The 23,415-nt window shown below is 64.5% G+C and carries 26 protein-coding genes; 14 read left to right on the top strand and 12 right to left on the bottom strand.

The window, feature by feature from the left end; translation table 11 throughout:
• Positions 1–83: 83 nt before the first annotated feature.
• The 5 genes from RPS27_RS33450 to RPS27_RS33430 all read right to left on the bottom strand — a co-directional run bounded on the left by RPS27_RS33450 (position 84) and on the right by RPS27_RS33430 (position 4,969).
• Positions 84–1,739 (bottom strand): TRAP transporter large permease subunit, encoded by a 1,656-nt coding sequence (locus RPS27_RS33450; RefSeq protein ID WP_212066821.1) that lies wholly within the window; start codon positions 1,737–1,739, stop codon positions 84–86.
• 26 nt (positions 1,740–1,765) lie between these two features.
• The gene (locus tag RPS27_RS33445; RefSeq protein ID WP_211418202.1) at positions 1,766–2,347 is read right to left on the bottom strand and encodes a TRAP transporter small permease subunit; all 582 of its coding nucleotides are present in this window, start codon (positions 2,345–2,347) and stop codon (positions 1,766–1,768) included.
• Between the two features lie 171 nt (positions 2,348–2,518).
• Positions 2,519–3,538 carry a GTP 3',8-cyclase MoaA gene (gene moaA / locus RPS27_RS33440; RefSeq protein WP_211418201.1) on the bottom strand — a complete coding sequence of 340 codons (1,020 nt, stop codon included), beginning with the start codon at positions 3,536–3,538 and terminating at the stop codon, positions 2,519–2,521.
• Positions 3,539–3,646: 108 nt separating this feature from the next.
• On the bottom strand, positions 3,647–4,141 hold the full coding sequence (locus tag RPS27_RS33435; RefSeq protein WP_313754966.1) for a hypothetical protein: 495 nt from the start codon (positions 4,139–4,141) through the stop codon (positions 3,647–3,649).
• A gap of 156 nt (positions 4,142–4,297) precedes the next feature.
• Positions 4,298–4,969: an HAD family hydrolase gene (locus tag RPS27_RS33430; protein ID WP_194407436.1), complete on the bottom strand. Its 672-nt coding sequence runs from the start codon at positions 4,967–4,969 to the stop codon at positions 4,298–4,300.
• A gap of 171 nt (positions 4,970–5,140) precedes the next feature.
• Here RPS27_RS33430 and rpiA point away from each other — a divergent pair, with 171 nt between their 5' ends.
• The 3 genes from rpiA to gor are packed head-to-tail and all read left to right on the top strand — an operon-like array spanning position 5,141 to position 7,837.
• Complete coding sequence (gene rpiA / locus RPS27_RS33425; protein WP_212066817.1) at positions 5,141–5,860, top strand: ribose-5-phosphate isomerase RpiA; 720 nt, start codon at positions 5,141–5,143, stop codon at positions 5,858–5,860.
• Positions 5,857–6,402, top strand: coding sequence for a DUF2059 domain-containing protein (locus RPS27_RS33420; protein WP_194407438.1), 546 nt, complete (start codon positions 5,857–5,859; stop codon positions 6,400–6,402). Before rpiA ends, RPS27_RS33420 begins: the two co-directional genes overlap by 4 nt.
• Positions 6,403–6,448: 46 nt before the next feature.
• On the top strand, positions 6,449–7,837 hold the full coding sequence (gene gor, locus RPS27_RS33415) for a glutathione-disulfide reductase (protein WP_212066815.1): 1,389 nt from the start codon (positions 6,449–6,451) through the stop codon (positions 7,835–7,837).
• Between the two features lie 9 nt (positions 7,838–7,846).
• Here the strand turns inward: gor and RPS27_RS33410 are convergent, their stop codons facing one another.
• A complete protein-coding gene (locus RPS27_RS33410; RefSeq protein WP_212066813.1) occupies positions 7,847–8,986 on the bottom strand; it encodes a hypothetical protein in 1,140 nt (379 codons plus the stop codon).
• 374 nt (positions 8,987–9,360) lie between these two features.
• On the opposite strand from RPS27_RS33410, the gene RPS27_RS33405 reads away from it, so the two are divergent.
• Positions 9,361–9,669 (top strand): hypothetical protein, encoded by a 309-nt coding sequence (locus tag RPS27_RS33405; RefSeq protein ID WP_246776461.1) that lies wholly within the window; start codon positions 9,361–9,363, stop codon positions 9,667–9,669.
• Positions 9,670–9,682: 13 nt separating this feature from the next.
• Here the strand turns inward: RPS27_RS33405 and RPS27_RS33400 are convergent, their stop codons facing one another.
• From RPS27_RS33400 to RPS27_RS33390, 3 genes are all read right to left on the bottom strand, one after another.
• Entirely contained in the window at positions 9,683–9,868 is a 186-nt protein-coding gene (locus tag RPS27_RS33400; protein ID WP_194407441.1) for a hypothetical protein, read from the bottom strand.
• A 62-nt stretch (positions 9,869–9,930) separates the two neighbouring features.
• The gene (locus RPS27_RS33395; protein WP_212066811.1) at positions 9,931–11,160 is read right to left on the bottom strand and encodes a carboxylate-amine ligase; all 1,230 of its coding nucleotides are present in this window, start codon (positions 11,158–11,160) and stop codon (positions 9,931–9,933) included.
• Between the two features lie 17 nt (positions 11,161–11,177).
• Entirely contained in the window at positions 11,178–12,005 is an 828-nt protein-coding gene (locus RPS27_RS33390) for a class II glutamine amidotransferase (RefSeq protein WP_212066809.1), read from the bottom strand.
• 136 nt (positions 12,006–12,141) lie between these two features.
• Here RPS27_RS33390 and RPS27_RS33385 point away from each other — a divergent pair, with 136 nt between their 5' ends.
• The 6 genes from RPS27_RS33385 (at position 12,142) to RPS27_RS33360 (ending at position 15,352) form a co-directional block, all read left to right on the top strand.
• Positions 12,142–12,528 (top strand): nuclear transport factor 2 family protein, encoded by a 387-nt coding sequence (locus RPS27_RS33385; protein WP_212066807.1) that lies wholly within the window; start codon positions 12,142–12,144, stop codon positions 12,526–12,528.
• Positions 12,529–12,796: 268 nt separating this feature from the next.
• Positions 12,797–13,270, top strand: coding sequence for a TerB family tellurite resistance protein (locus tag RPS27_RS33380; protein ID WP_211418192.1), 474 nt, complete (start codon positions 12,797–12,799; stop codon positions 13,268–13,270).
• A gap of 2 nt (positions 13,271–13,272) precedes the next feature.
• Positions 13,273–13,635 (top strand): hypothetical protein, encoded by a 363-nt coding sequence (locus RPS27_RS33375; RefSeq protein ID WP_211418191.1) that lies wholly within the window; start codon positions 13,273–13,275, stop codon positions 13,633–13,635.
• Positions 13,632–14,267 (top strand): TerC family protein, encoded by a 636-nt coding sequence (locus RPS27_RS33370; RefSeq protein ID WP_211418190.1) that lies wholly within the window; start codon positions 13,632–13,634, stop codon positions 14,265–14,267. The genes RPS27_RS33375 and RPS27_RS33370 overlap by 4 nt, the downstream gene beginning before the upstream one ends.
• Before the next feature lie 34 nt (positions 14,268–14,301).
• Positions 14,302–14,883, top strand: coding sequence for a TIGR00645 family protein (locus RPS27_RS33365; protein ID WP_194407448.1), 582 nt, complete (start codon positions 14,302–14,304; stop codon positions 14,881–14,883).
• A gap of 205 nt (positions 14,884–15,088) precedes the next feature.
• Complete coding sequence (locus tag RPS27_RS33360; protein ID WP_194407449.1) at positions 15,089–15,352, top strand: hypothetical protein; 264 nt, start codon at positions 15,089–15,091, stop codon at positions 15,350–15,352.
• Positions 15,353–15,359: 7 nt separating this feature from the next.
• Here RPS27_RS33360 and RPS27_RS33355 read toward each other — a convergent pair whose 3' ends face one another.
• A complete protein-coding gene (locus tag RPS27_RS33355) occupies positions 15,360–16,256 on the bottom strand; it encodes an alpha/beta fold hydrolase (protein ID WP_212066805.1) in 897 nt (298 codons plus the stop codon).
• Between the two features lie 181 nt (positions 16,257–16,437).
• Between RPS27_RS33355 and RPS27_RS33350 the strand changes: the two genes are divergently transcribed.
• The 3 genes from RPS27_RS33350 to RPS27_RS33340 are packed head-to-tail and all read left to right on the top strand — an operon-like array spanning position 16,438 to position 19,965.
• The gene (locus tag RPS27_RS33350; RefSeq protein WP_194407451.1) at positions 16,438–17,826 is read left to right on the top strand and encodes a class II 3-deoxy-7-phosphoheptulonate synthase; all 1,389 of its coding nucleotides are present in this window, start codon (positions 16,438–16,440) and stop codon (positions 17,824–17,826) included.
• Positions 17,827–17,830: 4 nt separating this feature from the next.
• The gene (locus RPS27_RS33345; protein ID WP_194407452.1) at positions 17,831–18,184 is read left to right on the top strand and encodes a diacylglycerol kinase; all 354 of its coding nucleotides are present in this window, start codon (positions 17,831–17,833) and stop codon (positions 18,182–18,184) included.
• 23 nt (positions 18,185–18,207) lie between these two features.
• On the top strand, positions 18,208–19,965 hold the full coding sequence (locus RPS27_RS33340) for an NAD+ synthase (RefSeq protein ID WP_313754965.1): 1,758 nt from the start codon (positions 18,208–18,210) through the stop codon (positions 19,963–19,965).
• 42 nt (positions 19,966–20,007) lie between these two features.
• Here the strand turns inward: RPS27_RS33340 and RPS27_RS33335 are convergent, their stop codons facing one another.
• A complete protein-coding gene (locus RPS27_RS33335; protein WP_212066801.1) occupies positions 20,008–21,201 on the bottom strand; it encodes a DUF2865 domain-containing protein in 1,194 nt (397 codons plus the stop codon).
• 131 nt (positions 21,202–21,332) lie between these two features.
• A complete protein-coding gene (locus RPS27_RS33330) occupies positions 21,333–21,632 on the bottom strand; it encodes a hypothetical protein (RefSeq protein WP_212066799.1) in 300 nt (99 codons plus the stop codon).
• A 288-nt stretch (positions 21,633–21,920) separates the two neighbouring features.
• Here RPS27_RS33330 and cysS point away from each other — a divergent pair, with 288 nt between their 5' ends.
• Positions 21,921–23,303, top strand: coding sequence for a cysteine--tRNA ligase (gene cysS, locus RPS27_RS33325; RefSeq protein ID WP_212066797.1), 1,383 nt, complete (start codon positions 21,921–21,923; stop codon positions 23,301–23,303).
• Positions 23,304–23,415 lie beyond the last annotated feature (112 nt).

Below are 23,415 nucleotides of genomic sequence, written 5' to 3'. Positions count from 1 at the left end.
GCCCGCGTTTCCCGTGCTTGTCACGCGCGCCGTCGCGCGTCATGCGCCGCTTGCGCGGAACACGACGGCGGGTGTGGTTCCCACTATTTCGACGGCGGTCCGAGATCCAGCGGCGGCAGCTCGATCTGCGGCACCTCGATCTTGATCGTGGAGGGATCGATATTCGACTGCACGCCCTTGTAATGCATGACCATCGAGGGGAATGCGATCACCAGGCCGACCATGATCATCTGGATGACGACGAACGGCACCGCACCCCAATAGATCTGGCCCGTGGTGACCGGCTCCATCCGCTTGCCGGTGACGCGATCGGTGTAGCGATCCTTCGGCGCGACCGAGCGGAGATAGAACAGGGCGAAGCCGAATGGCGGATGCATGAACGAGGTCTGCATGTTGACGCCGAGGATGACGCCGAACCAGATCAGGTCGATGCCGAGATGCTCGGCCGCAGGTCCGAGCAACGGAATCACGATGAAGGCCAGCTCGAAGAAGTCGAGGAAGAAGGCCAGCACGAACACGAAGACGTTGACGAAGATCAGGAAGCCGACCTGGCCGCCGGGCAGCGAGGTCAAGAGGTGTTCGACCCAGACGTGGCCGTTGACGCCGTAGAAGGTGAGCGAGAACACGCGCGCGCCGACCAGGATGAACACCACGAAAGCCGACAGCTTCGCGGTCGATTCCGTGGCCTGCCGGATCAGGTCCCAGCTCAGCCGCCGCTTCGCGGCACCGAGGATGAGGGCGCCGGCGGCGCCCATCGCGCCGCCTTCGGTCGGCGTGGCGATGCCGATGAAGATCGTGCCGAGCACGAGGAAGATCAGGAACAGCGGCGGCACCATGACGAAGGTGGTCTGTTGCGCCATCTTAGACAGGAACCGGAAGCCGGTGAGCTTGTCGATGACCCAGTTCACCACGGCGACGACGAAGGCGAAGATGATGCCGTAGAACATGCTGAGCACGACGTAGTCGGCGCCATGTACGCTCGAATTGCGCATCATGAACCAGCCGAAGACGCAGCTCGCCAGGAACAGCATGCCGAGAGAGAGGAGGCCGCGGTCGCCATTGTCCTCGCGGAAGCCGATGGCTTCCTTCGGCAGGCCGGGCGTCGCCTTCGGGAAGATCATGCTGACGAGGAAGGCGTAGCCGGCGTAGAGGCCGGCGAGCACCAGGCCGGGAATGAAGGCGCCCTCGTACATGTCGCCGACGGACTTGCCGAGCTGGTCGGCCATCACGATCAGGACGAGCGAGGGCGGAATGATCTGCGCGAGCGTACCGGACGCGGCGATGACGCCGGCGGCAACGCGGCGGTCGTAGCCGTAGCGCAGCATGATCGGGAGCGAGATCAGGCCCATCGAGATCACGGACGCCGCGACCACGCCCGTCGTCGCCGCGAGCAGCGCGCCGACGAAGATCACGGCATAGGCAAGGCCGCCCCGGATGGTGCCAAACAATTGGCCGATGGTGTCGAGCAGGTCCTCAGCCATGCCGGACCGTTCCAGCACCAGTCCCATGAAGGTGAAGAACGGAATGGCCAGCAGCGTGTCGTTGTTCATCACGCCGTAGACCCGCTCCGGCAGCGCCTGGAGGAAGTCCGGGTGGAATTGGCCGAGCTCGACGCCGATGATGGCGTAGAACAGGCCAACGGCGCCGAGCGAGAATGCCGCGGGATAGCCGAGCAGCAGCACGACGACCAGCGACGCGAACATGATGGGCGCCATATTGGCGATAATAAAAGCGGTCATGATTTCCCCTACACCGTCGCCAACGGCTACTTCTTCTCGATCGCTTCGACGAGATGCTCGACTTCCGCTTCCAGCGCGGACACCTGGGATTCATGCGGGTCCGGAATCATTCCGCGCATCACCGCAATCCGCTTGATCAGCTCGGAGATGCCTTGAACGAGCAGGAAAGCGAACCCGATCATGATCAGGGCTTTGGCGGGCCATTGCGGCAGGCCGCCGGCATTGCCGGATTGCTCGTTGATGTGGAACGAGCGCTGGAAGAACGGCACGCCGGTGACGATCATCACGATGCAGAGCGGAATGAGGAAGAACAGGTGACCGATCACGTCGATGACGTTGCGGAGCGTCTTCGGCAGCGCGTTGTTCACGATGTCGATGCGGATGTGCTCGTTGTCGAGCAGCGTCCAGGGCGAGCACAGCAGGAATACGATGCTGAACAGCACCCATTGCAGCTCGAGCCACGAATTGGAGGATGTGTCGAAGGTCTTGCGGATGATCGCATTGACCGCCGAGATGATGACGGCGGCGACGATCAGCCACGCCAGGCGTTTGCCCGTCCAGCGTGTGAACGCGTCGATCCCCTGGCTCAGCTTTAGGAGCGCTTGCAACGATAGGTCCTCCCCCGATGGTATGCCCCGGCCGTCTTGACTGCGCCGAACGGGCGCGTGGCTTGTCTCGCCGCGCAGGCATGAGGCCGCCGCACCAAACCAGCGGGCGTGCCGTCAGTCAATTGGAAGTTTGTTGAAAGTTAAGGGGAATAAGGCCGTAGTCCGACGGTGTCAGCCGCCGGTGACGCTCATGTGCCTGGAGACGCTGGGCCGGTCGTGGCGGCGGTCGATGATGAAATCATGGCCCTTCGGCTTCAGGCCGATGGCGCGGTCGATCGCATCCGCAAGCAGCACGTCGTCGTCAGATGCACGCAAGGGTTTGCGCAGATCCGAGGCATCCTCGTGGCCGAGGCAGGTGTGCAGCGTTCCCGTGCAGGTAATCCGAACCCGGTTGCAGGATTCGCAGAAATTGTGCGTCATCGGCGTGATGAAGCCGAGCTTGCCGCCGGTCTCGGCGACGCTGACATAGCGGGCCGGCCCTCCAGTGCTCTCAGCGAGGTCCGTCAGCGTGAATTGCTGGGCGAGGCGTGCGCGCACCAGCGAGAGCGGCAGATACTGGTCGATGCGGCCGGAGCCGATCTCGCCCATCGGCATCACCTCGATCAGCGTCAGGCCCATGCCCTTGCCGTGGGCCCAGCGCATCAGCTCGGGAAGCTCGTCCTCGTTGAGGTTCTTCAGCGCCACCGCGTTGATCTTGATGGCAAGGCCTGCGGCGCGCGCGGCCTCGATACCTTCCAGCACCTTGTCGATCTCGCCCCAGCGGGTGATCTCTCGAAACTTCTTGGGATCGAGCGTGTCGAGCGAGACGTTGATACGGCGGACGCCACAATCGGCGAGCTCGCTTGCGTGTTTCGCCAGCTGGGTGCCGTTGGTGGTCAGCGTCAGCTCGTTGAGGGCGCCGCTGGAAAGATGCCGCGATAGCGAGCGCACCAGCGTCATCACGTTGCGCCGGACCAGCGGCTCGCCCCCAGTGAGCCGCAGCTTCTTGACGCCCTTGGCGATGAAGGCCGAGCAGAGCCTGTCGAGTTCCTCCAGCGTCAGCAGGTTCGCCTTGGGCAGGAACGTCATGTCTTCGGACATGCAGTAGAAGCAGCGCAGGTCGCAGCGGTCGGTGACGGACACGCGCAAATAGCTGATGGTCCGCCCGAACGGATCGGTCATCGGGGTCGACAGCGCGGCAGGTCCGTTCATGGAAAAGGCCTTGTCACTTACGGCGACGGGTGCACCTTTGCTTCAGCGGTGCTCTGGATGCAATCTAAGCATCGGACGCGACGAGGACAATCGGGTGGTATACGTAGGTTAGCGCCTGCCGGCGTTCGGATCAGGGAACGGCGAGGCGGCGGCCGGAGCCGCCTCAGCAGGGGCTGCAGCCGGCGCCGCTGCGGCGGATTTGGGCTTCCTGGGCCGGTGAGGCTTGCGAACCGGTTTCGGCGGGGTGGCGGGCTGGAGTTCCGCAAAGACCGGATTCGGGTCCGTGGTCACCGAAGCGGGCGTGGTGAAATCCCCGGGATTCTTGATCACGTTCACCGGCACGCTTGCCGGTTGGTACTTTGCAAGCGCGAAAGCCACCGTGAAGGGGGCGTCGGGCGCGGGAACCGAGACGGAGCAGGGCGTCTTGCAGCCCGGACCGAGCGAGGTCGTGGCGTCCGCACCCGGCGGATTGGATTCGAGCCGGACCTGGACGGTCGGCGGCGCCGATTTGAACATGTCCCAAGACATCGAAGAGCAGCCGCCGAGACCCGCCGCTCCCAACAGACCCGCTCCCGCTAACGCAACCGCGATGACACGACGCATGACCCATCCACTTCAACTGCGACAAACCGCCACATAACTCCGCGCGGACCTTAGGAGCGTCGTTTGGGGCAGGCAACCGGCGGGCGGCGCATGGTTGATGAATGGTTAATGCCGGATCTCGCAGAATAGCAATGTGATTTCAGTGGCTTGACGGCGCTAGGCGGTCATCAGGCTGCTGGCTGCTTCCGGCAGGTCGCGCATGTGATGGATCAGCCGGTCCGGCTTCAGCTCGGCGATCGGCACGTCCGTATAGCCGAAGCTGACCCCGATGACCGGCACTCCGGCCCGGCGGGCCACCCCGACATCGGTTCCGGCATCGCCGACCATGAGGCTGGCTTTGACCGCGCCGCCGGCGCGCGCCACCGTTTCCCGGAAGATGGTCGGGTCGGGCTTCTGGACGCCAAAGGTGTCCGCGCCGCAGATCGCGGCAAAGCGGCGGCTGAGGTCGAGCTGGTCCAGCAGCCGCTTCGACAGCCATTCCAGCTTGTTGGTGCAGACCGCGAGGCGATGGCCCTGGGCCGCAAAATGATCGAGCGCGGCCTCGAGCCCCTCGAAGGGGCGGGATTCGACCGCGATATGGTCGGCGTAATAGGCGATGAAATCCGCGGTCATCCGGTCCATGTCGGCCGGGGTGACGCTGCGGCCCTCCGCTTCCAGCCCCCGCTCGATCAGCTTGCGGGCGCCGGCGCCGATCATGTTGCGCGCCGAGGCCATCGGCACCGGCGGCAGGCCTTCGCGGTCGAGCACGTGGTTCAGCGCGGTGATCAGGTCGGGCGCCGTATCCACAAGCGTGCCGTCGAGATCGAAGACGATGGTGTGAGGGGTCATGACCCCAGCGCTACCGGCCCCCCCGTGTCCGCGCAAGGGGCGGGCCCATAAGATCACCTTATAGGCCTGTTCCCAGACCCTGTTCTCCGGGGGAAAACGAGGCTACATAGGCCGCCGAAAGCGGCCATGATCGGCGGCAGATCTCCCGGATTTCAGAAGGCGGGCCCAGACGTGAACATGGACCAGTTGAAGCGACAGGCTGCTGCCCGCGCGCTCGAAGAGGTGCGGGACGGCATGCAGCTCGGGCTCGGCACCGGCTCGACCGCCAAGCATTTCGTCGAGCTGCTCGGCGAGCGCGTCGCCGCCGGGCTGAAAGTGATCGGCGTGCCGACCTCCGAGGCGACGCGCCTCGACGCGACGCGCTGCGGCGTGCCGCTGACCACGCTCGACGAGATCGACCATCTCGACATCACGGTCGACGGCGCCGACGAGATCGATGCCGAGCTCAACCTGATCAAGGGCGGCGGCGGCGCGCTGCTGCGCGAGAAGATCGTGGCGGCCGCTTCGGATCGTATGATCGTGATTGCCGATGACACCAAATGGGTGTCGACGCTCGGCAAATTTCCGCTGCCGGTCGAAGTCATCCCGTTCGGCCTCGGCGCGACGCGGCGGGCGATCGAGAAGGCATTTGCGCAATGCGGCGTTTCCGGGCAAATGGCGGTCCGCAAGGGCAAGGACGGCCACGTTTTCGTCACTGACGGCGGCCACTGGATCGTCGATGCCCAGCTCGGACGTATTGTGGATCCACCCGGCCTCGCCAGGGCGTTGAGCACGATCCCCGGCGTGGTCGAGCATGGATTGTTCATCGGCTTGGCCAGCTCTGCCGTTCTGGCGGGTGGCGAGGGAATTCGCGTGATTGAACGGCGCAAGCCGAAAGGAGACCAGGAATGAAGAGCGTTTTGAAATTCTTGCCGGCCGCGACGCTCGTCGTGGGATTGGCCCTTACGGCCGCCCCGGCCGTGGCGCAGCAGCCCGCCCAGCCGAAGGCTGGCGCCGCACCTGCCCAGCCGAAGGCCTCGCCCGCGGCGATCGCGGCGGCCAAGGAGATTTTGCAGATCAAGAACGCCAATGCGATGTATGCCGGCGCCGTGCCCGGCCTCGTCGAGAAGACCAAGATCGCGCTGACCCAGCAGAATCTGAACTATCAGAAGGACCTCAACGAGGTCGCTCCGATCGTGGCGCAGCAGCTCCAGGGCCGCCAGAACGAGATCGGCGAGGGCATGGCGCAGATCTATGCCAGCGAGTTCACCGAGCAGGAGCTGAAGGATCTCGTCACCTTCTACAAGTCGCCGCTCGGCAAGAAGCTGATCGACGCCGAACCGCGCGCCATCGGGCTCAGCATGGCCTTCATGAATTCCTGGGCCCAGAACTTCTCCGAGACCGTGATGGGCGCCTTCCGCGCCGAGATGCGCAAGCGTGGCAAGGAGATCTGAGCGCACCTATCTGAAGGGTGATTGCTGAAAGAGGTCGGAGTGGACAATGGCTGAATTCGACGTCGACCTCTTCGTCATCGGTGGCGGTTCGGGCGGCGTGCGTGCCGCCCGCATCGCGGCCGGTTACGGTGCGCGCGTGATGATCGCGGAAGAGTACCGCATGGGCGGGACTTGCGTGATCCGCGGCTGCGTGCCGAAGAAGCTGTTCGTGATCGGCTCGCATTTCCGTCACGAGCTCGAGGACGCCGCGGGCTTCGGCTGGACCGTTCCGCCCGCCACCTTCGACTGGGCGACGCTGATCGCCAACAAGGACAAGGAGATCGCGCGGCTGGAGGCGGCCTACACCGCCAATGTCGAGAAGTCGGGCGCGCAGATCGTCAAGAGCCGCGCGGTGATCGAGGACAAGCACACGGTCCGCCTGCTCGAGAACGACCGCAAGATCACCGCAAGATACATCCTGATCGCCACCGGCGGCGCGCCCAACCACGGCGCCTCCATTCCCGGCATCGAGCACGTGATCTCCTCCAACGAGGCGTTTCATCTCAAGAAGCTGCCGAAGCGGATCGTGATCCAGGGCGGCGGCTACATCGCGCTGGAATTCGCCGGCATCTTCGCCGGCTTCGGCTCCGACGTCACCGTGATCTATCGCGGCGACAACATCCTGCGCGGCTTCGACGAGGACGTTCGCGCCCATGTCCGGAGCGAAATGGAGAAGCAGGGCATCACCATCCTCACCGGCTGCACGGTCGCCAAGGTCGATCGCCACGGCGAGGAGTTCACCACGCATCTGTCGAACGGATCGAGCCTCGCTTCCGACCAGGTGATGTTCGCGATCGGCCGCCATCCGGCGGTGGCCAATCTCGGCCTGGAGAAGGCCGGCGTGGCCATCAATCCTGCGAATGGCGGCATCGCGGTCGACCATTTCTCGAAGAGCTCGGTCGACAGCATCTACGCGATCGGCGATGTCACCCATCGATTCAACCTGACTCCCGTCGCGATCCGCGAGGGCCATGCCTTCGCCGACACCGTGTTCGGCAAGCGCGAGGTGCAGGTGGACCACGCCAACATCCCGACCGCGGTATTCTCGCAGCCGGAAGTCGGCACTGTCGGCCTGACAGAGACCGAGGCGCGCGCGCAGTTCAGCCACGTCGACATCTACAAGACGACGTTCCGCCCGATCAAGGCGACGATGTCGGGCCGCGATACCCGCGTGCTGATGAAGCTCGTGGTCGACGGTGCGACCGATCGCGTGCTCGGCTGCCACATCGTCGGCGATGCCGCAGCCGAGATTACGCAGGCCGTCGCGATCGCGGTGAAGATGAAGGCGACCAAGGCCGATTTCGACGCGACGATCGCACTGCATCCGACCGCGGCCGAGGAGCTCGTTACCATGCGCACGCCGAGTGCGCGCCACGTGCGACAGGCGGCGGAGTAGCCCCGGCGCTCAGCCGTAGAGATATCCGACCGGCTTGCCTTCCGTGCGCAGCGGACGAACGTCCCTTTGCGTGATGATCCGGCCGGCGAGGCCGTCGATCTCGTCGCGCTGCGTCGGCGTCCAGCTGCGCAGCTCGTTCATGCCCTTGAGCAGGCCGAGCCGGAGCACCTGCGTGTTCTCGCCGACGCCGACAAGGCTGATCGAAGCCTTGCCCGCCGTCACGACATCCCCGGCTGAGAGTTCAAGGCTCTCGCCAGACGCCTTCTTGAATTCCGCCCTGCCGCGAATGACGCGATAGATCACGACCTCGCCCCTGGCGAGCGAGGTGGCGTCCGCAGCGGCCGACGTGCTCTTCGGCAGCAGCGACTGGCCGCGCGGGTCGGTTGCGATGATGTGGCCGGTGACGAGATGACCGCTCGGCACCTCGATGCCGATATCGCGTATGTAAACCGGCAGCGCCGATTTGATCGCGCCGTCCGCGAGCGGCTTGAACAGCGCATCCAGCGCCAGGGGATCCTGCAGCCAGAAGCCGGCATCGGCCGGCCGGTTGTGCAGCTTGTGGCTCCAAGCCACGCGCGGTGTCTCGGCCTCGTCGATCTGGTCGGGACCGACGATGGTCGGATTCGGAAAGCTGGTGGGATCGGTGATGAAGGCTTCGAGGAATTTGCCGGAATAGCCCATCGAGATCGGGTCGGGCACGACCGTCTGGGGCGTCTTCAAATTCTGTTCGGTTGGCAAGCCCGACCAGGTGTAGAACAGTTGGCGATGCACGATCGCGCTTTGCAGCATCACCGCGCCAGGGCCGACATTGTAGAAGCGCCCGTCATAGTCGAATGTGAAAGCGCCCGAGGTGACCAGCACGAGCTGGAAGCCGCCGGGTGGAAGATGCAGATGAAAGTCGGTGGGGCCGGTGTCGGGACGGTAGATCGGCAGGTTGGTCGCGACTTCGTGCGGCAGGAAGGTCTCATTGTTGGCGTGAAAGCCTTCATTGGCGCGATTGTAGAGCGCTTGCGGGCGATAAGTCGCCTCGAACGTCGCATTCCGGTCGCGGTCGATCGCGACGAAGTCCTGCATGTTGAGGCGGAGCGGCGCGCCATTCGGACGGGTGAGGCCGGTCGTCTCGAGATCAACCACGGCATGCACGTTCATGACGTTCTCCGCTCCGCGCCGTTGCTTCGCTGACGACGTCATTGCGAATTCCGGGCCAGTTGATTTGCGGAGCGGCGAGCGCGCCTACGCCGTGATGCGCGCGTGCCGTTCGGGATAAAATCCGGTGGTTGCACGGGACGTTAGACGATGACCTGCTCTGATCGTTCGATGCCGTGCGAGCCGCGCCCGCTTTCGGGGCAGCGGCGGGACCTGTCTAATTTGTCAGCAAGCCTCATCAGGACGCGTGCAGCGGTGTTGCCGGAGATCGGCGCGATGCCGCCCTTGCGATCGGCGATAACATCGCGACCGCCAGGGCGGCGATTGACAAATTGTTCATGTTTTGTTCTTATGCTGAGACCGAGATGGAGGCAGCCATGGACAACCGCATCAGCGAGATTCGAAAGACCATCAGAGCACTCCGCGTCAGCATGCGCGAAGCTGAGGCGATCATGCACGAGCAGATCAACCGCGACGAGGACTGCAGCTTCGTGGCGCATGAGGTCATCAAGATGCGCCAGGTCATGGGCCTGCTCGCGAAGGAACGGATCGCGCTCGGCGATCACGACCCCATCCTCGTGAACAATTTCTTCATCCCGCGGCGCCGGCCGACGCGAAAGCCGGTCGCGGCGTTGTCCCTCACCGCCGAGTCCGTATTCCGTCCGCGCGTGGTGGCGCGGGTTTGACGCGGCAGGACGCTCACTCAAAAGCGCGAGGCGCGGCCCGATCCGGCTTGCCGGCCGGGCTGTCCGCCCACTTCGCCATCTCCATGGCCTGGGCGTCGACGCCCTCGCACCAGAAACAGCTTGGCCGCGCGCGGCCGTTCTCTGACAGGATCGGAACCAGGCTGTGGCCGCAACCGGCGCAGCAGGCGATGTCAGTCATGCGTTCCCCCAAGGCGTAAAAATTCAGAAATGACGTTCTCGTTCGCGAAGCTTGCGCGGGCGCTATGACGGCGCCGGCGTAGAGCGTCCGATGGGCGCGCTCGTCCCTGAGATCGTCGATGTAGCGATCCATCGTGACACGGCTGCGATGTCCTCGCCGTTCTCGCGATAGGCGCGAAGCTGGAATTCGGCCGAGCTGCCGCGGTCCACAATGACGCGGCAATGCTCGATCTCGGCGGCACAGCCCAATGCGTCCGCGTCCCCGGCGGTGTCGTCGATGATTCGCGACAGCATCTCCGAGATCGTGACCGGTCCGTCTCGGGAGGCGAAGATGCAATCGGTTCCGTAGCGCTGGGCGCGCCATTTGTTCTCCACCGCGATCGCGCGCTCGACCACCGTGACCTCCCTCGACAAATGAGGCCGCAGATAGAGGTGGCGCGTCAGGCAGCGATACAGCGAGGCGATGGCAACGGCATCGTCGACGAAGGTGCAGGTGTCGGGCGCACGAAGCTCGAGCGTCGGGTGCCGCATCGAAGGACGCATCGCCCACCAGATGTGGCTCTCGTCGGGTATCACGCCGGAGCGCTGCAGGGCGCCGACATATTCGTCGTAATCCCGCCTGGTCTCGAACAGCTCGGGCAGGCCGGTGCGCGGCAGCTCGGAATAGGCGGCGAGCCGGTAGCCCTTCAGTCCGGTCTTGTGCGAATTCCAGAACGGGGAGGAGGCCGACAGCGCGATGAACAGCGGCAGATGCGGCAGCATCGCCCGCATCACCGCCATGCGCTTCTCGGGATCCGGCAACTGGACGTGCACATGCATGCCGCACATCATGTTGCGATGGCCGATGCTGCGCAGATCCTCGATCATCTCCTCATAGCGCGGCTTCGGACTCGGCTGCGACATGCGCCAGACCGCCGTAGGATGCGTGCCGCAGGCCATGATCACGAAGCCATATTGCGCGGCGACGTTCGCGACTTCGCGCCGCAGGAAGCGGAGCTCTTCGCGGGCGTCGTTGACGTCGACGTGAACGTTGGTGGCGACCTCGAGCTGGGATTGCAGCATCTCGCGCATGGCCTGGCCACCGGTCGACCAGTTCGCCGATTCGAACAGCTCGTTGGGAGTCTGGATCGCGACCTCGAAGCTGCGCCGATCGGCGAGGAAGTATTCCTCCTCGATGCCGAATGAATATTCGGCCGCCTTGCCACCGGCGCCGGCCGAGCGAATGACGAGGTGCTGCTTGTCGTCAGAAGGATCCAGCCGAAGGAGTTTCAGAACGTCTGAAGCAAAAGTCATGTCCCACCCGGCAAAGGTCACCTGCCGGCACTAATCCTTCTAACAGGGACGGGTTCCCGCCCGCTGCCACTGCAAATTGTCGCGTCGAACGGAACAATCTTCACGCTTTCTGACTCGCGCGCGATCAACGCGTGATTGGGCGGCACTTCGGTCCAATTCTCTTCCTTATCGAACGGCTCGGACACGACGATGACCTGGCCGCCGTCCTCGCGGAAATAGAGTGTGTTCGCGGCGTCGTTGACCGCGACGCGGAAGGCGTAGAGATCCTTGCCGTTGGCGATCGCACTGGTGAAGCGCAGCCGTTCGCGCAAGTGGCCTTCGTTGACGAGGCCGACGAGGGCCTGCAGCACGCGCTGCGTCGCCTGAAGCGGATCGCTGTCGAGACCGGCGCCCATCATCGCCAGGAACACGGCTTCCGAATCGGTCGTGCCCAGTCGCGACGGATAATAGGCATCGGGAATCAGCGCCTCGACCTTGCGCCGCAGCCGATTCCAGCTTCCGACGAATCCGTTGTGCATGAACATCCAGTGGCCGCAGGCGAAAGGATGGCAATTCTGCCGCGTCACCGCCGTGCCGGTAGCGGCGCGCACATGGGCAAAGAACAGATGCGAGCGCAGATGCCGGCAGAGGTAGCGCAAATTTTCGTCCGACCAGGCCGGCCGCGTCTCGCGATACAGGCCGGGTTCCGGATGCTCGCCGTACCAGCCGAGACCAAAGCCGTCGCCATTCGAGCCCGCCGTCGATTGCAGAGAGCGGATGCTCTGCGCGATCAGCGAATGCTCGGGTTCGGTGACATAGGGCTCGAAAGAGGTCGTCTCGCCCCGGTATGCGATCCAGCGGCACATGGAAGTCCCTGTCGGTGGCGGATGGGTCGTGAGTTGCACTAACCGACGTGCCGGCACGGTGGTTCCCGGCGCGAAGCGGTTATCCCGACCGAAAGCCTTCGGTGTTAGGATGCAGGTGTCGAGATCGGAGACCGAAATGAACGATCAAGCCATATTGGCGGCGCTTCAGCGCCATTGGGAGGCTTCGGACGCCAATGATTTCGATGCCGAGCACGACATCTATCGCGACGACGCTGTGCTCGACTATCCGCAGTCGGGCGAGCGCATCAGCGGTCGCGGGAACATTCAGGAGAGCCGGTTCGTACAGCCGAACCGGAAACGCTTCACGGTTCGACGGATCGTTGGCGGTGGCAATCTTTGGGTGAGCGAATTCGTGCTGAGCTATGACGGGGTGCCGTCGTATGTCGTGAGCATCATGGAATTTCGCGACGGCTTGGTGGCGCACGAGACGCAATATTTCGGCGATCGCTTCGATCCTGCGCCGTCGCGGGCACATCTAGTCGAGCGTCGCACGAACGTTTGACCAAACCCGCCACACGGAACCCGATGCGGCGGCTGGTCGCAGTCATCTCGCCTTGATTCCGACAGGCCCACCTTTATCTCTGACACGAACAAGAATCCGGGCCCCTCTGGCGAGGACGCCGACGATGTCGGCAAACCTCGTGATGTCGGATGACCTGTCCCGCGCGAATGCGATGGATTGGCCGATCGTCGGGCCTTGGACGTTCCTTTCCGACCATTCGTCCCCATCGCAGCTCCGTGCGGTCATTTCGCAAGATAAGGGAGCAACGATGACTGACGCCAAGCATTCAAATCCTGTCGAGATCGAGATCGCCGAGCCGTCCAGCCTGAACGAGCAGGCTGCAGCCGCGCTGGTGATTGCCGGCGCGCTCGTCGCCGTGGCCGACCGGCAGGTTTCGCCGGTCGAGCGCGACGAGGTGATCCGGTTCATCAGGGATCGCGGATTGGCGCCGCATATCGACGACGAGCGGCTGTTTGCGATGTTCGACGCACTCGCCGAACGGCTGGAGGAGCCGGATTTTGCCAATGTCGTGATCGACACGCTTCGGCCGGTCTCGAACATGCCGTTGTCGTCACATCTGATGGAACTGTCGGAGCGAGTCGCGGCCGCCGACGAAGACGTCCATCCCCACGAAGTGCAGGCGATCAAATTGCTGCGCTTGCTGACGCTGGCGCTGCCGCGCGCCAAGCCGGTCAACTCGGGTGAGGGGCGCATCAAGCAGCAGATGGCCACAAAGGAGTAAGCATGAGCGCAGCATCGAACGAGCGTACAAATGAGGCCGCAGGCCCCGCCAGCGAATTGGCGGGCGGTGACCCGCGCTTTGAGAGGCTCGTCGATCGCCTGCCGCCGCGCATGGGTGACACGGTCACCTATCTGCTTAAACCGTCGAGCCGTTGGGTCAGAATCCCCTCCGGCGCGCTGCTCATTGTCGGCGGCGTGCTGTCCTTCCTGCCGATTCTCGGCGTCTGGATGCTGCCCCTCGGTCTCGCGCTGCTCGCCGAGGACGTGCCTGCGCTGCGCTCCTCACGTTCGAAGGTCCTGGATTGGGTCGAGCGGAAGAGGCCGCATTGGCTCGAGCCGTCTGCACCGAAAAATGACCAGACATGATTGAATTCATCACGCCCGATGCGCTGACCGCGCTCCTTCAAGTCGTCCTGATCGACCTCGTGCTCGCCGGCGACAATGCCGTCGTCATCGGCCTCGCTGCGGCGGGCCTGCCGGCCGAGCAGCGCCGCCGCGCCATCATCGTCGGCATTGCGGCCGCCACTGTGCTGCGCATCGTATTTGCCGGCGTCGCGACCCAGCTGTTGCAGGTCATCGGCCTGCTGCTTGCCGGCGGCGTGCTGCTGCTCTGGGTGTGCTGGAAGATGTGGCGCGAGCTGCGCGAGCAGTCGCATACGGGACAACTCGCGTTCAGCCATGGCGGCGGCGCGGAGGCCGCCCCGGCGCAGCGGAAGACCTTCGGCCAGGCCGCGGTCCAGATCGTTGCCGCCGACGTCTCGATGTCGCTCGACAACGTGCTCGCTGTTGCGGGGGCCGCGCGCGAGCATCCCTACATCCTCGCCTTCGGCCTGTTGCTGTCGGTCGCGATGATGGGCGTCGCCGCCGATCTGCTCGGCCGCGTGCTCCAGAAGCATCGCTGGGTCGCCTATGTCGGCCTCGCGATCATCATTTACGTCGCGTTCGAGATGATCTATCGGGGCTCGCTCGAGCTCGCCCCCGTCATCGCGAGTCTCTGAGGCGAGGCTTCCTGTCTGCATTCCGGAGTGATCAATGACGTCTGAACCCAAAGCACCTTCGGCGCAGGCCGTGCCGCCGCGCCTCGGCCTGTTCGCCCAGCTCATCTTCGGCTCGCGCTGGCTGCAATTCCCGCTCTATATCGGTCTCATCGTCGCGCAGGCCGTCTATGTGCTGCTGTTCCTGAAAGAGCTCTGGCATCTGGTTGCGCACTCGTTCGACGCCAGCGAGCAGCAGATCATGCTGGTCGTGCTCGGGCTGATCGACGTCGTCATGATCTCGAACCTCCTGATCATGGTGATCGTCGGCGGCTACGAGACTTTCGTCTCCCGGCTGAACCTGACCGGCCATCCCGACGAGCCCGAATGGCTCAGTCACGTCAATGCCAGTGTGCTGAAGATCAAGCTTGCGATGGCGATCATCGGCATTTCCTCGATCTCGTTGCTCAGGACCTTCATCGAAGCCGGCAATCTCGGCACCACGCGCAGCAATTTCACCGAGACCGGCGTGATGTGGCAGGTGCTGATCCACCTGACCTTCATCATCTCGGCGGTCGGCATCGCCTGGGTCGACCGGCTCAGCGAGAGCGCCCATCGCGAGAAGGCCGCCCACGACTGATCAACCTGGCCGCCTCAATTACCTCCCGAGCGGCCAATCCTGAGCCCGCCTGATCCTCAGATCCGGCGGGCTCCTTTTCGAGATAGATAAAATTGTCTGCAATCCGCTCAGCGGCGGCAAACCGTGCGGACAAGAAGCGTGGTGCCTTAAACCAGGTCTTTGGAACCGATCTGCATCCTGCTCGGAAAAGGGCAGGGCTATCGGCATGTCAATTCTCAGGGAGATCGTCGCAGCGGTTGCGGGAGTCTACGCACTCCTGCTGGTTTGCGACGCATTGTTCGGGGTCGGCGAGGTGCGCTTCGACGACAATTATTACCGCGCCAGCTTCTATGCGCCGCGGCCGAAGGAGTTTCGGTTTGCGACAGACACGCCGCCGGCGGTCCGCGTCAGCGAAGCGTTCGCTCTATTCTCGGCAGGCGAGGCCAAGCCGACCCGGCGCTACTCATCGCTGACGACCATCATTCGCTGACGCGGTCTCACTCGCCCTGGACCCATTCCGCCAACCCGCGCCACAGCGTGTCGCGGTGGTCGGGGCGGAAGAAGCCGAAATGGCCTATTCCCTTGGCGCCGATATCGGATGGCGTCACCGTCAGCACCTCGGGCTTGATCGCAGTGAATCCGCTCGCGAGCAGTTCGACCGCCGGCCGCGTCGCCCAGGGATCGTCGGAGAAGCACAGCGCGCGCAGCTCGCCCTTGAACTTTGCAAAGTTGTCCAGCGCTGGCAGCTTGGAATCGAAGAGATAGCGCGGGTTCGAAACCCACTTGGCCCATTGCAGGAAGACGCCCTTGGGCAGATCCTCGCCGACGCCGGCCCAGCCCGGCGCATAGCCGAGCGCGTAGGTGAGCGGCACACCGACAAAATTCATGAAGGCGAAGACGCGGTATTTTTCCGGCGACGTCATCAGCCGCCAGGTCGCGGCCTGCGAGGCCACGAACGCCGCGCGTGAGATGTCGGTGTTGTTCGCGATCAGCCCGAGCGCCTGGCCGCCGAAGGAATGACCGATATAGGCGAGCGGCAGCGTGTTGTAGCGCTCGCGCATCCAGCGCACCGCGGCGGTGACGTCGAGCGCGGCCCAGTCCGACATCGAGGCCTTGAAGCCGACCAGCGATTTCGGCTGGTTGTAGCCGACCATCGCCGGCAGGCGGGAATCGCCGATGCCGCGGTAGTCGTAAGTCAGCACCGCGCAGCCGCGATGGGCGAGGTAGGACGCAAAGCCGCGATAGATCTTGCGCGGGACGGCGGTCGCGGAGTTGATCAGCACGGCATGGCGCTTGGCGCCCCGCGGCAGGAACAGGGTGCCGGTCAGCCCATACCCGTCGGTCGCCGGGAAGCTGATCTCGTCGATGAAAACGTCGTCCAGTGCCACGTCCATGGGTGCAAGGTTATCCTGCCAGTTTCCTCGCCCGCCCAGCAAATGCGAATTTGGCTTTCCCTGCAAGGGTTTGCCATGCGAAACGGATTTACAACTGGCGGGGCGGAGCCAGCCTGTGTATAAGGCGGCCCTCGCAACCCCTAGATCAGGTTGCACTTTTTTGCTTCACGGAGAGATTGTGATGTCCGAGCGGTGGACGCCCGAGTCCTGGCGCAGCAAGCCGGTGCTACAGGTGCCCGACTATCCCGACGCCAAGGCCCTGGCCGACGTCGAGGCGCAGCTTGCGACCTTTCCGCCGCTGGTGTTCGCGGGCGAGGCGCGCAATCTGAAGAAGGCGCTGGGGCGCGTTGCGGCCGGCGAGGCCTTCCTGCTGCAGGGAGGCGACTGCGCCGAGAGCTTTGCCGAGCACGGCGCCAACAATATCCGCGATTTCTTCCGCGTGCTGCTCCAGATGGCGGTCGTGCTGACTTATGCCGGCGCGGTGCCTGTGGTGAAGGTCGGCCGCGTCGCCGGCCAGTTCGCCAAGCCCCGGTCATCGCCGACCGAGAAGATTGATGGCGTCGAGCTGCCGAGCTATCGCGGCGACATCGTCAACGACATCGCCTTCACCAAGGAAGCGCGCGTCCCCGATCCGCAGCGCCAGCTGATGGCCTATCGCCAGTCGGCCGCGACGCTGAACCTGCTCCGCGCGTTCGCGACCGGCGGCTATGCCAATCTCGGCAGCGTGCATCAATGGATGCTCGGCTTCCTAAAGGACTCTCCGCAGTCGCGCCGCTACAAGGAATTGGCCGACCGCATCTCGGACGCGCTGAATTTCATGCGCGCCTGCGGCCTCGATCTCGAGGCTCATCCGGAGCTGCGCGCCACCGATTTCTACACCAGCCACGAGGCCCTGCTGCTCGGCTACGAGCAGGCCATGACCCGCGTCGATTCCACCACCGGCGACTGGTACGCGACCTCGGGCCACATGATCTGGATCGGCGACCGCACCCGCCAGCTCGATCACGGCCATATCGAATATTTCCGCGGCATCAAGAATCCGATCGGGCTGAAATGCGGCCCGTCGCTGAAGCCTGACGAGCTCCTGAAGCTGATCGACGTGCTCAATCCCGACAACGAGCCGGGCCGGTTGACGCTGATCGGCCGCTTCGGCTCGGACAAGGTCGGCGAGCACCTGCCGAACATGATCCGCGCCGTGAAGCGCGAGGGCAAGGTGGTGGTCTGGTCCTGCGACCCCATGCACGGCAACACGATCACCTCGACGTCGGGCTACAAGACGCGCCCGTTCGACCGCATCCTGTCCGAGGTGAAGTCGTTCTTCGCCATCCATGCCGCCGAAGGCACCCATGCTGGCGGCGTGCATCTGGAGATGACGGGCCAGGACGTCACCGAGTGCCTCGGCGGCGCCCGCGCGATCACGGACGAGGACCTCAACGACCGCTATCACACGGTCTGCGATCCCCGCCTCAACGCCGAGCAATCCATCGACATGGCCTTCCTGGTCGCAGAGCTCCTCAAGCAGGAGCGCGCCGGCAAGGCTCAGCCGATGCCGGTCGCAGCGGGGCTCTAAAACCTTGTTGCGGATCTGGAAGGCCACGATCAATTCCCGTAACGGTCTGGCCTTTGCGATTGGATCGGAGCAGGCTGTCCGCGAGGAGATCTTTGCGCTCCTGCTGTCGGTGCCGCTCGCCTGGTTGATCGGCGCCACCGCGATGCGGGCCGTCGAACTGGTCTGTGCCGTTGCCTTCGTGCTGGTCGTCGAGCTGCTCAACACCGCGATCGAAAAGCTCGCCGACCGCCTGACCATGGACCACGACAAGCAGATCGGCCGGGTCAAGGACATGGGCTCGGCCGCGGTTGGCGTCGCGCTGCTGATGGCCGGCGCGTTCTGGATCTTCGCCGTCGTCGAGCGGTTGGGTTTCGTCTAACGCGGATCGAATAAGGGCGCCCGATGACCGAACGTCTCAACGCATTCGCGGTCACGCTCGCCCAGCTCAATCCGACCATGGGCGACATCGAGGGCAATGCTGCCAAGGCACGTTCGGCACGCGCGCGCGCGATCGGCGACGGCGCCGATCTCGTGCTGTTTCCGGAATTGTTCATCGCCGGCTATCCGCCGGAAGACCTCGTGCAGAAGCCGTCTTTCCAGGCGGCCTGCCGCGCCGCGGTCGAGGCTCTCGCCCGCGACACCGCCGATGGCGGGCCCGCCATGCTGGTCGGCACGCCCTGGGTCGAGGACGGCAAGCTGTACAATGCCTGTGCGCTGCTCGACGGCGGCCGCATCGCGAGCCTGCGTTTCAAATGCAATCTGCCGAATTACGGCGTGTTCGACGAGAAGCGGCTGTTTTCGCGCGGGCCCGCCGCGGGCCCGGTGACGGTGCGCGGCGTACGCATCGGCGTGCCGATCTGCGAGGACATCTGGCTGGAAGAGTCCGAGGACTACGAGAACGTCGTCGAGACGCTGGCCGAGACCGGCGCCGAGATCATCCTGGTGCCGAACGGTTCGCCTTACGCCCGCGACAAGAACGACGTGCGCCTGTCGGTCGCGGTGGCGCGCGTCACCGAGAGCGGGCTGCCGCTGGTCTATCTCAACCAGGTCGGCGGCCAGGACGAGCTGGTGTTCGACGGCGCGTCCTTTGCGCTCAACGGTGATCTCTCGCTCGCGGCGCAACTGCCGGCATTTGAAGAAGGCATCGTCACGCTGCGCTTCACCCGCAACGGCGACGACTGGCGCTGCGCAGGGCCGATCGCTACGCTGCTCGAGGGCGACAAGGCCGATTACGCCGCATGCGTGCTGGGTCTGCGCGACTATGTCGGCAAGAACGGTTTTCCCGGTGTACTGCTCGGCATCTCCGGCGGCATCGATTCAGCGCTGTGCGCCGCGATCGCGGTCGACGCGCTCGGTGCCGATCAGGTGCACGGCGTGATGCTGCCGTATCGCTACACGGCGGCACACTCGATTGCGGATGCCGGCGAGCTCGCCGGCCATCTCGGCATCCGCTACGAGGTCTTGCCGATCGCGGAAGCCGTCGGCGGGTTCGAGACGATCCTCTCGGGCCTCTTCAAGAATCTCCCGCCAGATATCACCGAGGAGAATCTCCAGGCCCGCACCCGCGGCACGCTCTTGATGGCGATCTCCAACAAGACCGGCCTGATGGTGGTGACGACAGGCAACAAGTCCGAGATGTCGGTCGGCTACGCCACGCTCTATGGCGACATGAACGGCGGCTTCAATCCGATCAAGGACATCTACAAGACGCAGGTGTTACGGCTGGCAAGCTTGCGCAATAGCTGGAAGCCGGACGACGCGCTCGGGCCTTCAGGCGAGGTGATCCCGCCCGACATCATCACGCGCCCGCCGAGCGCCGAGCTGCGCGAGAACCAGACCGATCAGGATTCTCTGCCGCCTTACGAGGTGCTCGATGCCATCCTGGAGCGTCTTGTCGAGCGCGAAGAGCCGCTGGATCAGATCATCGCCGCCGGCTTCGATCGCGAGATCGTCACCCGGATCGACCATCTGCTCAACGTCGCCGAATACAAGCGCCGCCAGGCCGCGCCCGGCGTGAAGGTCACACCCAGGAATTTCGGCCGCGATCGCCGCTATCCCATCACCAACCGCTTTCGCGACAAGGGCGAGAAGCTGCCGGCGGCGGACGAGACGCTGGTGTCACGCGGCAGCAAGGCCTCGATCGACGCGTTCGAGGGGTGAGTTGATCGGAGCAGGGTGGGAGGCGGCGGCTCGCCGCTACACCTATTTCTGCTGCTGCGGCAGGAAGGTCGGCCCGACCGAGCGGATCGGCTTGTTCTCGGAGTTTGCAGCGGTGCCCGTATCCGCGGGCGGCGTTGCGGCCGGTGCAGTTGCCGTCGTCGGCGCGGTAGCTGCGCCCTTTTTGGCATTCGCAGGCGTGCCCTTGTTGAGCCGCTGCTGCTGCATTTTCTTGGCGCTTTCCTCGGTGACGATGATGTCGCCCTGCTGCTCGGCTGTTGCCTTGTCGTCGGCCGATTTCAGCGCGTCCGCCCAGGTCTGGCCCGCGGCCTTGCAGGAGCAGGACGGGTTGAACTCGCTGCGGAATTTGAAGGCGGTCGGCAGTGCCGTGTAGGGCTGGCCGCTGATCGAGACCGCCGAGTTCATGTCTTCGCCGGGATTGCGATGGGTGTAGAGCACGGCTTCCGCGGCTGGGCAGAGCGCCTTGCAGGTCTTCTCGTCGTCGGGGAAGCGCGCCGGCACGGTCGCGAACGAGACCGGGAAATAGGCGCCGTCGCAGGTGCGCACGCACACGGTGCGGTAGGTGCCGGATTGCGATTGCGGTCCGAGATCGGAGGGCGGCACGCCTTGCGGATTGCCCGCGTTGTTGCCGCCGAACAGATTGCTCAGGAAGTTGCCGCCGCCTTGCTGCTGCGCCGCCGCGGCGTATTGCGGGCCGCAATTGTTCTGCGCCAGCGCCGCCAGCACCGAGCGGCGCTGGTTGTCGCGCTCCGGGCTGAAGCCGCCTTGGCCGCCGCCGCGCAGGCGCTCGAGATTGCCGGTGATCTGGTCCAGATTGGCGCGCATCTGCTGGATCTGGGTGTTGACCGGGCCGCATTGCGCCGACTGGCCGTTGAACAGCGAGAAGAAGCCGGAGGAATCGCAGCCCATGCGCTTGGCCTGCATGGTGACGCGGTCGAGCTCGGCCTGCTGCTTGGCCTGGGAATCCTGGTAACGGCGGATCTGCTCCTCACGCGCGGGGTCGCCCCCGCCGCCGCGGTCCAGTGCCGCGAGCTGGCCCTCCAGCCGCACACACATCGGATTCGGCCCAAGGCCGTTTTGCCCCGTCTGAGGCGGCGGGCCGGGCGGACCGGCTTGAGCGAAAGCGCCGGTGGCGAGCACGGCCGTGCTCAAGAGCACGGTGCAGGCAAGGAGGAAGCGGGCACGGGACAGGAGCAAAAATTCAGGCATATCCGCCATTCTAGCGAGGTCACGGCCCGGCATGACTTTGAAGGGCCGAAGCGCGCCCTCCCATAGCCGCTTCCTGCGGCATCGTCACGTCGTTTCGGGGCCGAAGCACCGGGCCTAAGCTACGCCAGCTCCGAGCGAATTCAGCGCTGGCAGGTGATTGCGACATATTCGTCGCAATGGCCATGGGAGCAATTTGTGCCGGATTTGGGGACAGAGCCGGTAATTTCGTCGGGATCGACCCGCCGATAGGCCGAAGCCTGGGCAAAATCTCGTGACTGGCAGTAGGTGCGGGCGGCGGAGGCGCCGCATTTGTCGCCTTTGGCCAGGCACGGGTCATAGCCGTTGGCCTGGTTGGCGATGATGAAGACGCGGCTCTCGGCGAGGGCGCTGGAGGCCGCAAAGACGAAGGCGCTGGAAATGAGCGCAGGCAAAAATCGCATGAAAAAGCACCGGGGGCAAAAAGGGGAACCGCCGGTTCCAAAATGGGCTCAAATGGTTAGGGGATTATGAACCATCGTGGCGGGCAGCGCGCCTTGCGGAGATAAAACGGCGTTTGGGGGCTCTCTTGACGCCGGGGCGTCTGATAGCCCATATGTTCCGCATGAACGGTCTCCTCGCCATTTGCGCCATTTGCCGCGAGATTACGAGCTAGCGATTCGCTGGCTGGAGCCGTCTTTTCTCAAAACATTGAGAGCCTCGGACGCCCGGCCGCAAGGGATGGGTTTGTCATGGAATTGCGCCTTCACGATACGCTGACCCGGGAAAAGCGCACCTTCGTGCCGCTCGATGCCAGCAATGTCCGCATGTATGTCTGCGGACCGACGGTCTATGATTTCGCCCATATCGGCAATGCCAGGCCGGTGATCGTGTTCGACGTGCTGTTTCGGTTGCTGCGCCATCTCTATGGCGAGGCGCATGTCAAATATGTCCGCAACATCACCGACGTCGACGACAAGATCAACGACCGCGCCGCGCGCGATTTCCCCGGCCTGCCGCTGAACGAAGCCATTCGCAAGGTGACCGAGCAGACCGGCAAGCAGTTTCACGCCGACGTCGACGCCCTTGGTGCGCTGCGGCCGAGCGTCGAGCCGCGCGCGACCGAGCACATCGCCGAGATGCGCGAGATCATCGAGCGGCTGGTCAAGGACGGCTTTGCCTATGTCGCCGAGGACCACGTGCTGTTCTCGCCGCAGGCGATGAACGCGGCCAACTCCTCGCTGCCGCGCTATGGCGCGCTATCCAACCGCTCGCTCGACGAGATGGTTGCCGGTGCCCGCGTCGATGTCGCGCCCTACAAAAAGGGCAACACCGACTTCGTGCTGTGGAAGCCGTCGAAGCCCGGCGAGCCGTCATGGCCGTCGCCGGCCGGCATCAAGGCCGAGGGGCGGCCGGGCTGGCACATCGAGTGCTCGGCCATGGCCTGGAAGCATCTCGGCGAGCATTTCGACATCCATGGCGGCGGCATCGATCTCGTGTTTCCGCATCACGAGAACGAGGTCGCACAGACCTGCTGCGCCTTCCATCAGGAGCGCATGGCGAACTATTGGATGCACAACGGCTTCCTGCAGGTCGAGAGCGAAAAGATGTCGAAGAGCCTCGGCAACTTCATCACGATCCATGAGCTGCTGAAGGATTGGCCGGGCGAGGTGCTGCGTCTGAACATGCTCAAGACGCATTACCGTTCGCCCATCGACTGGACCATGAAGTCCCTGGAGGAGAGCGCCAGGACGCTCGACGACTGGTATCGTGTCGCGGCGGACGTCGAACCCGGCAAGCCGGCCGCGTCCGTCGTCGAGCCGCTGCTCGACGATCTCAACACGTCGCTGGCGATCGCGGCGCTGCACAGCCTGCGCGGCAGCGATGTGCCCGCCCTGGCGGGGTCGTTGCGGCTACTCGGCTTCCTGTCCGAGAGCGCTGCGCAGTGGGAAGGCCGCAAGCAACAGGCGAGCGGCGTCGATGCCGGGGAGGTCGAGCGCCTGATCACGGAGCGGACGGCCGCGCGCGCTCGCAAGGACTTCAAAGAGTCCGACCGCATCCGTGATCTGCTCGCTGCGATGGGCGTCGCGATCAAGGATTCCAAGGAAGGAACGACGTGGGAGGTCGCGCGATGAAGCGTCCCGACACGCCTTTCCCGCGGCACTGGCTCTATTACATCGCGCTGAAGATCGCGCTGCTCGTGGGCGCCGTAGCGATCGTGCTCAAGCTGTATGGGATGTGGTGAGG

Source organism: Bradyrhizobium sp. WYCCWR 12699 (assembly GCF_032144035.1).
In the GTDB taxonomy this organism is placed as follows: Bacteria; Pseudomonadota; Alphaproteobacteria; order Rhizobiales; family Xanthobacteraceae; genus Bradyrhizobium.
This window is presented reverse-complemented; position numbering and strand designations above follow the sequence as displayed.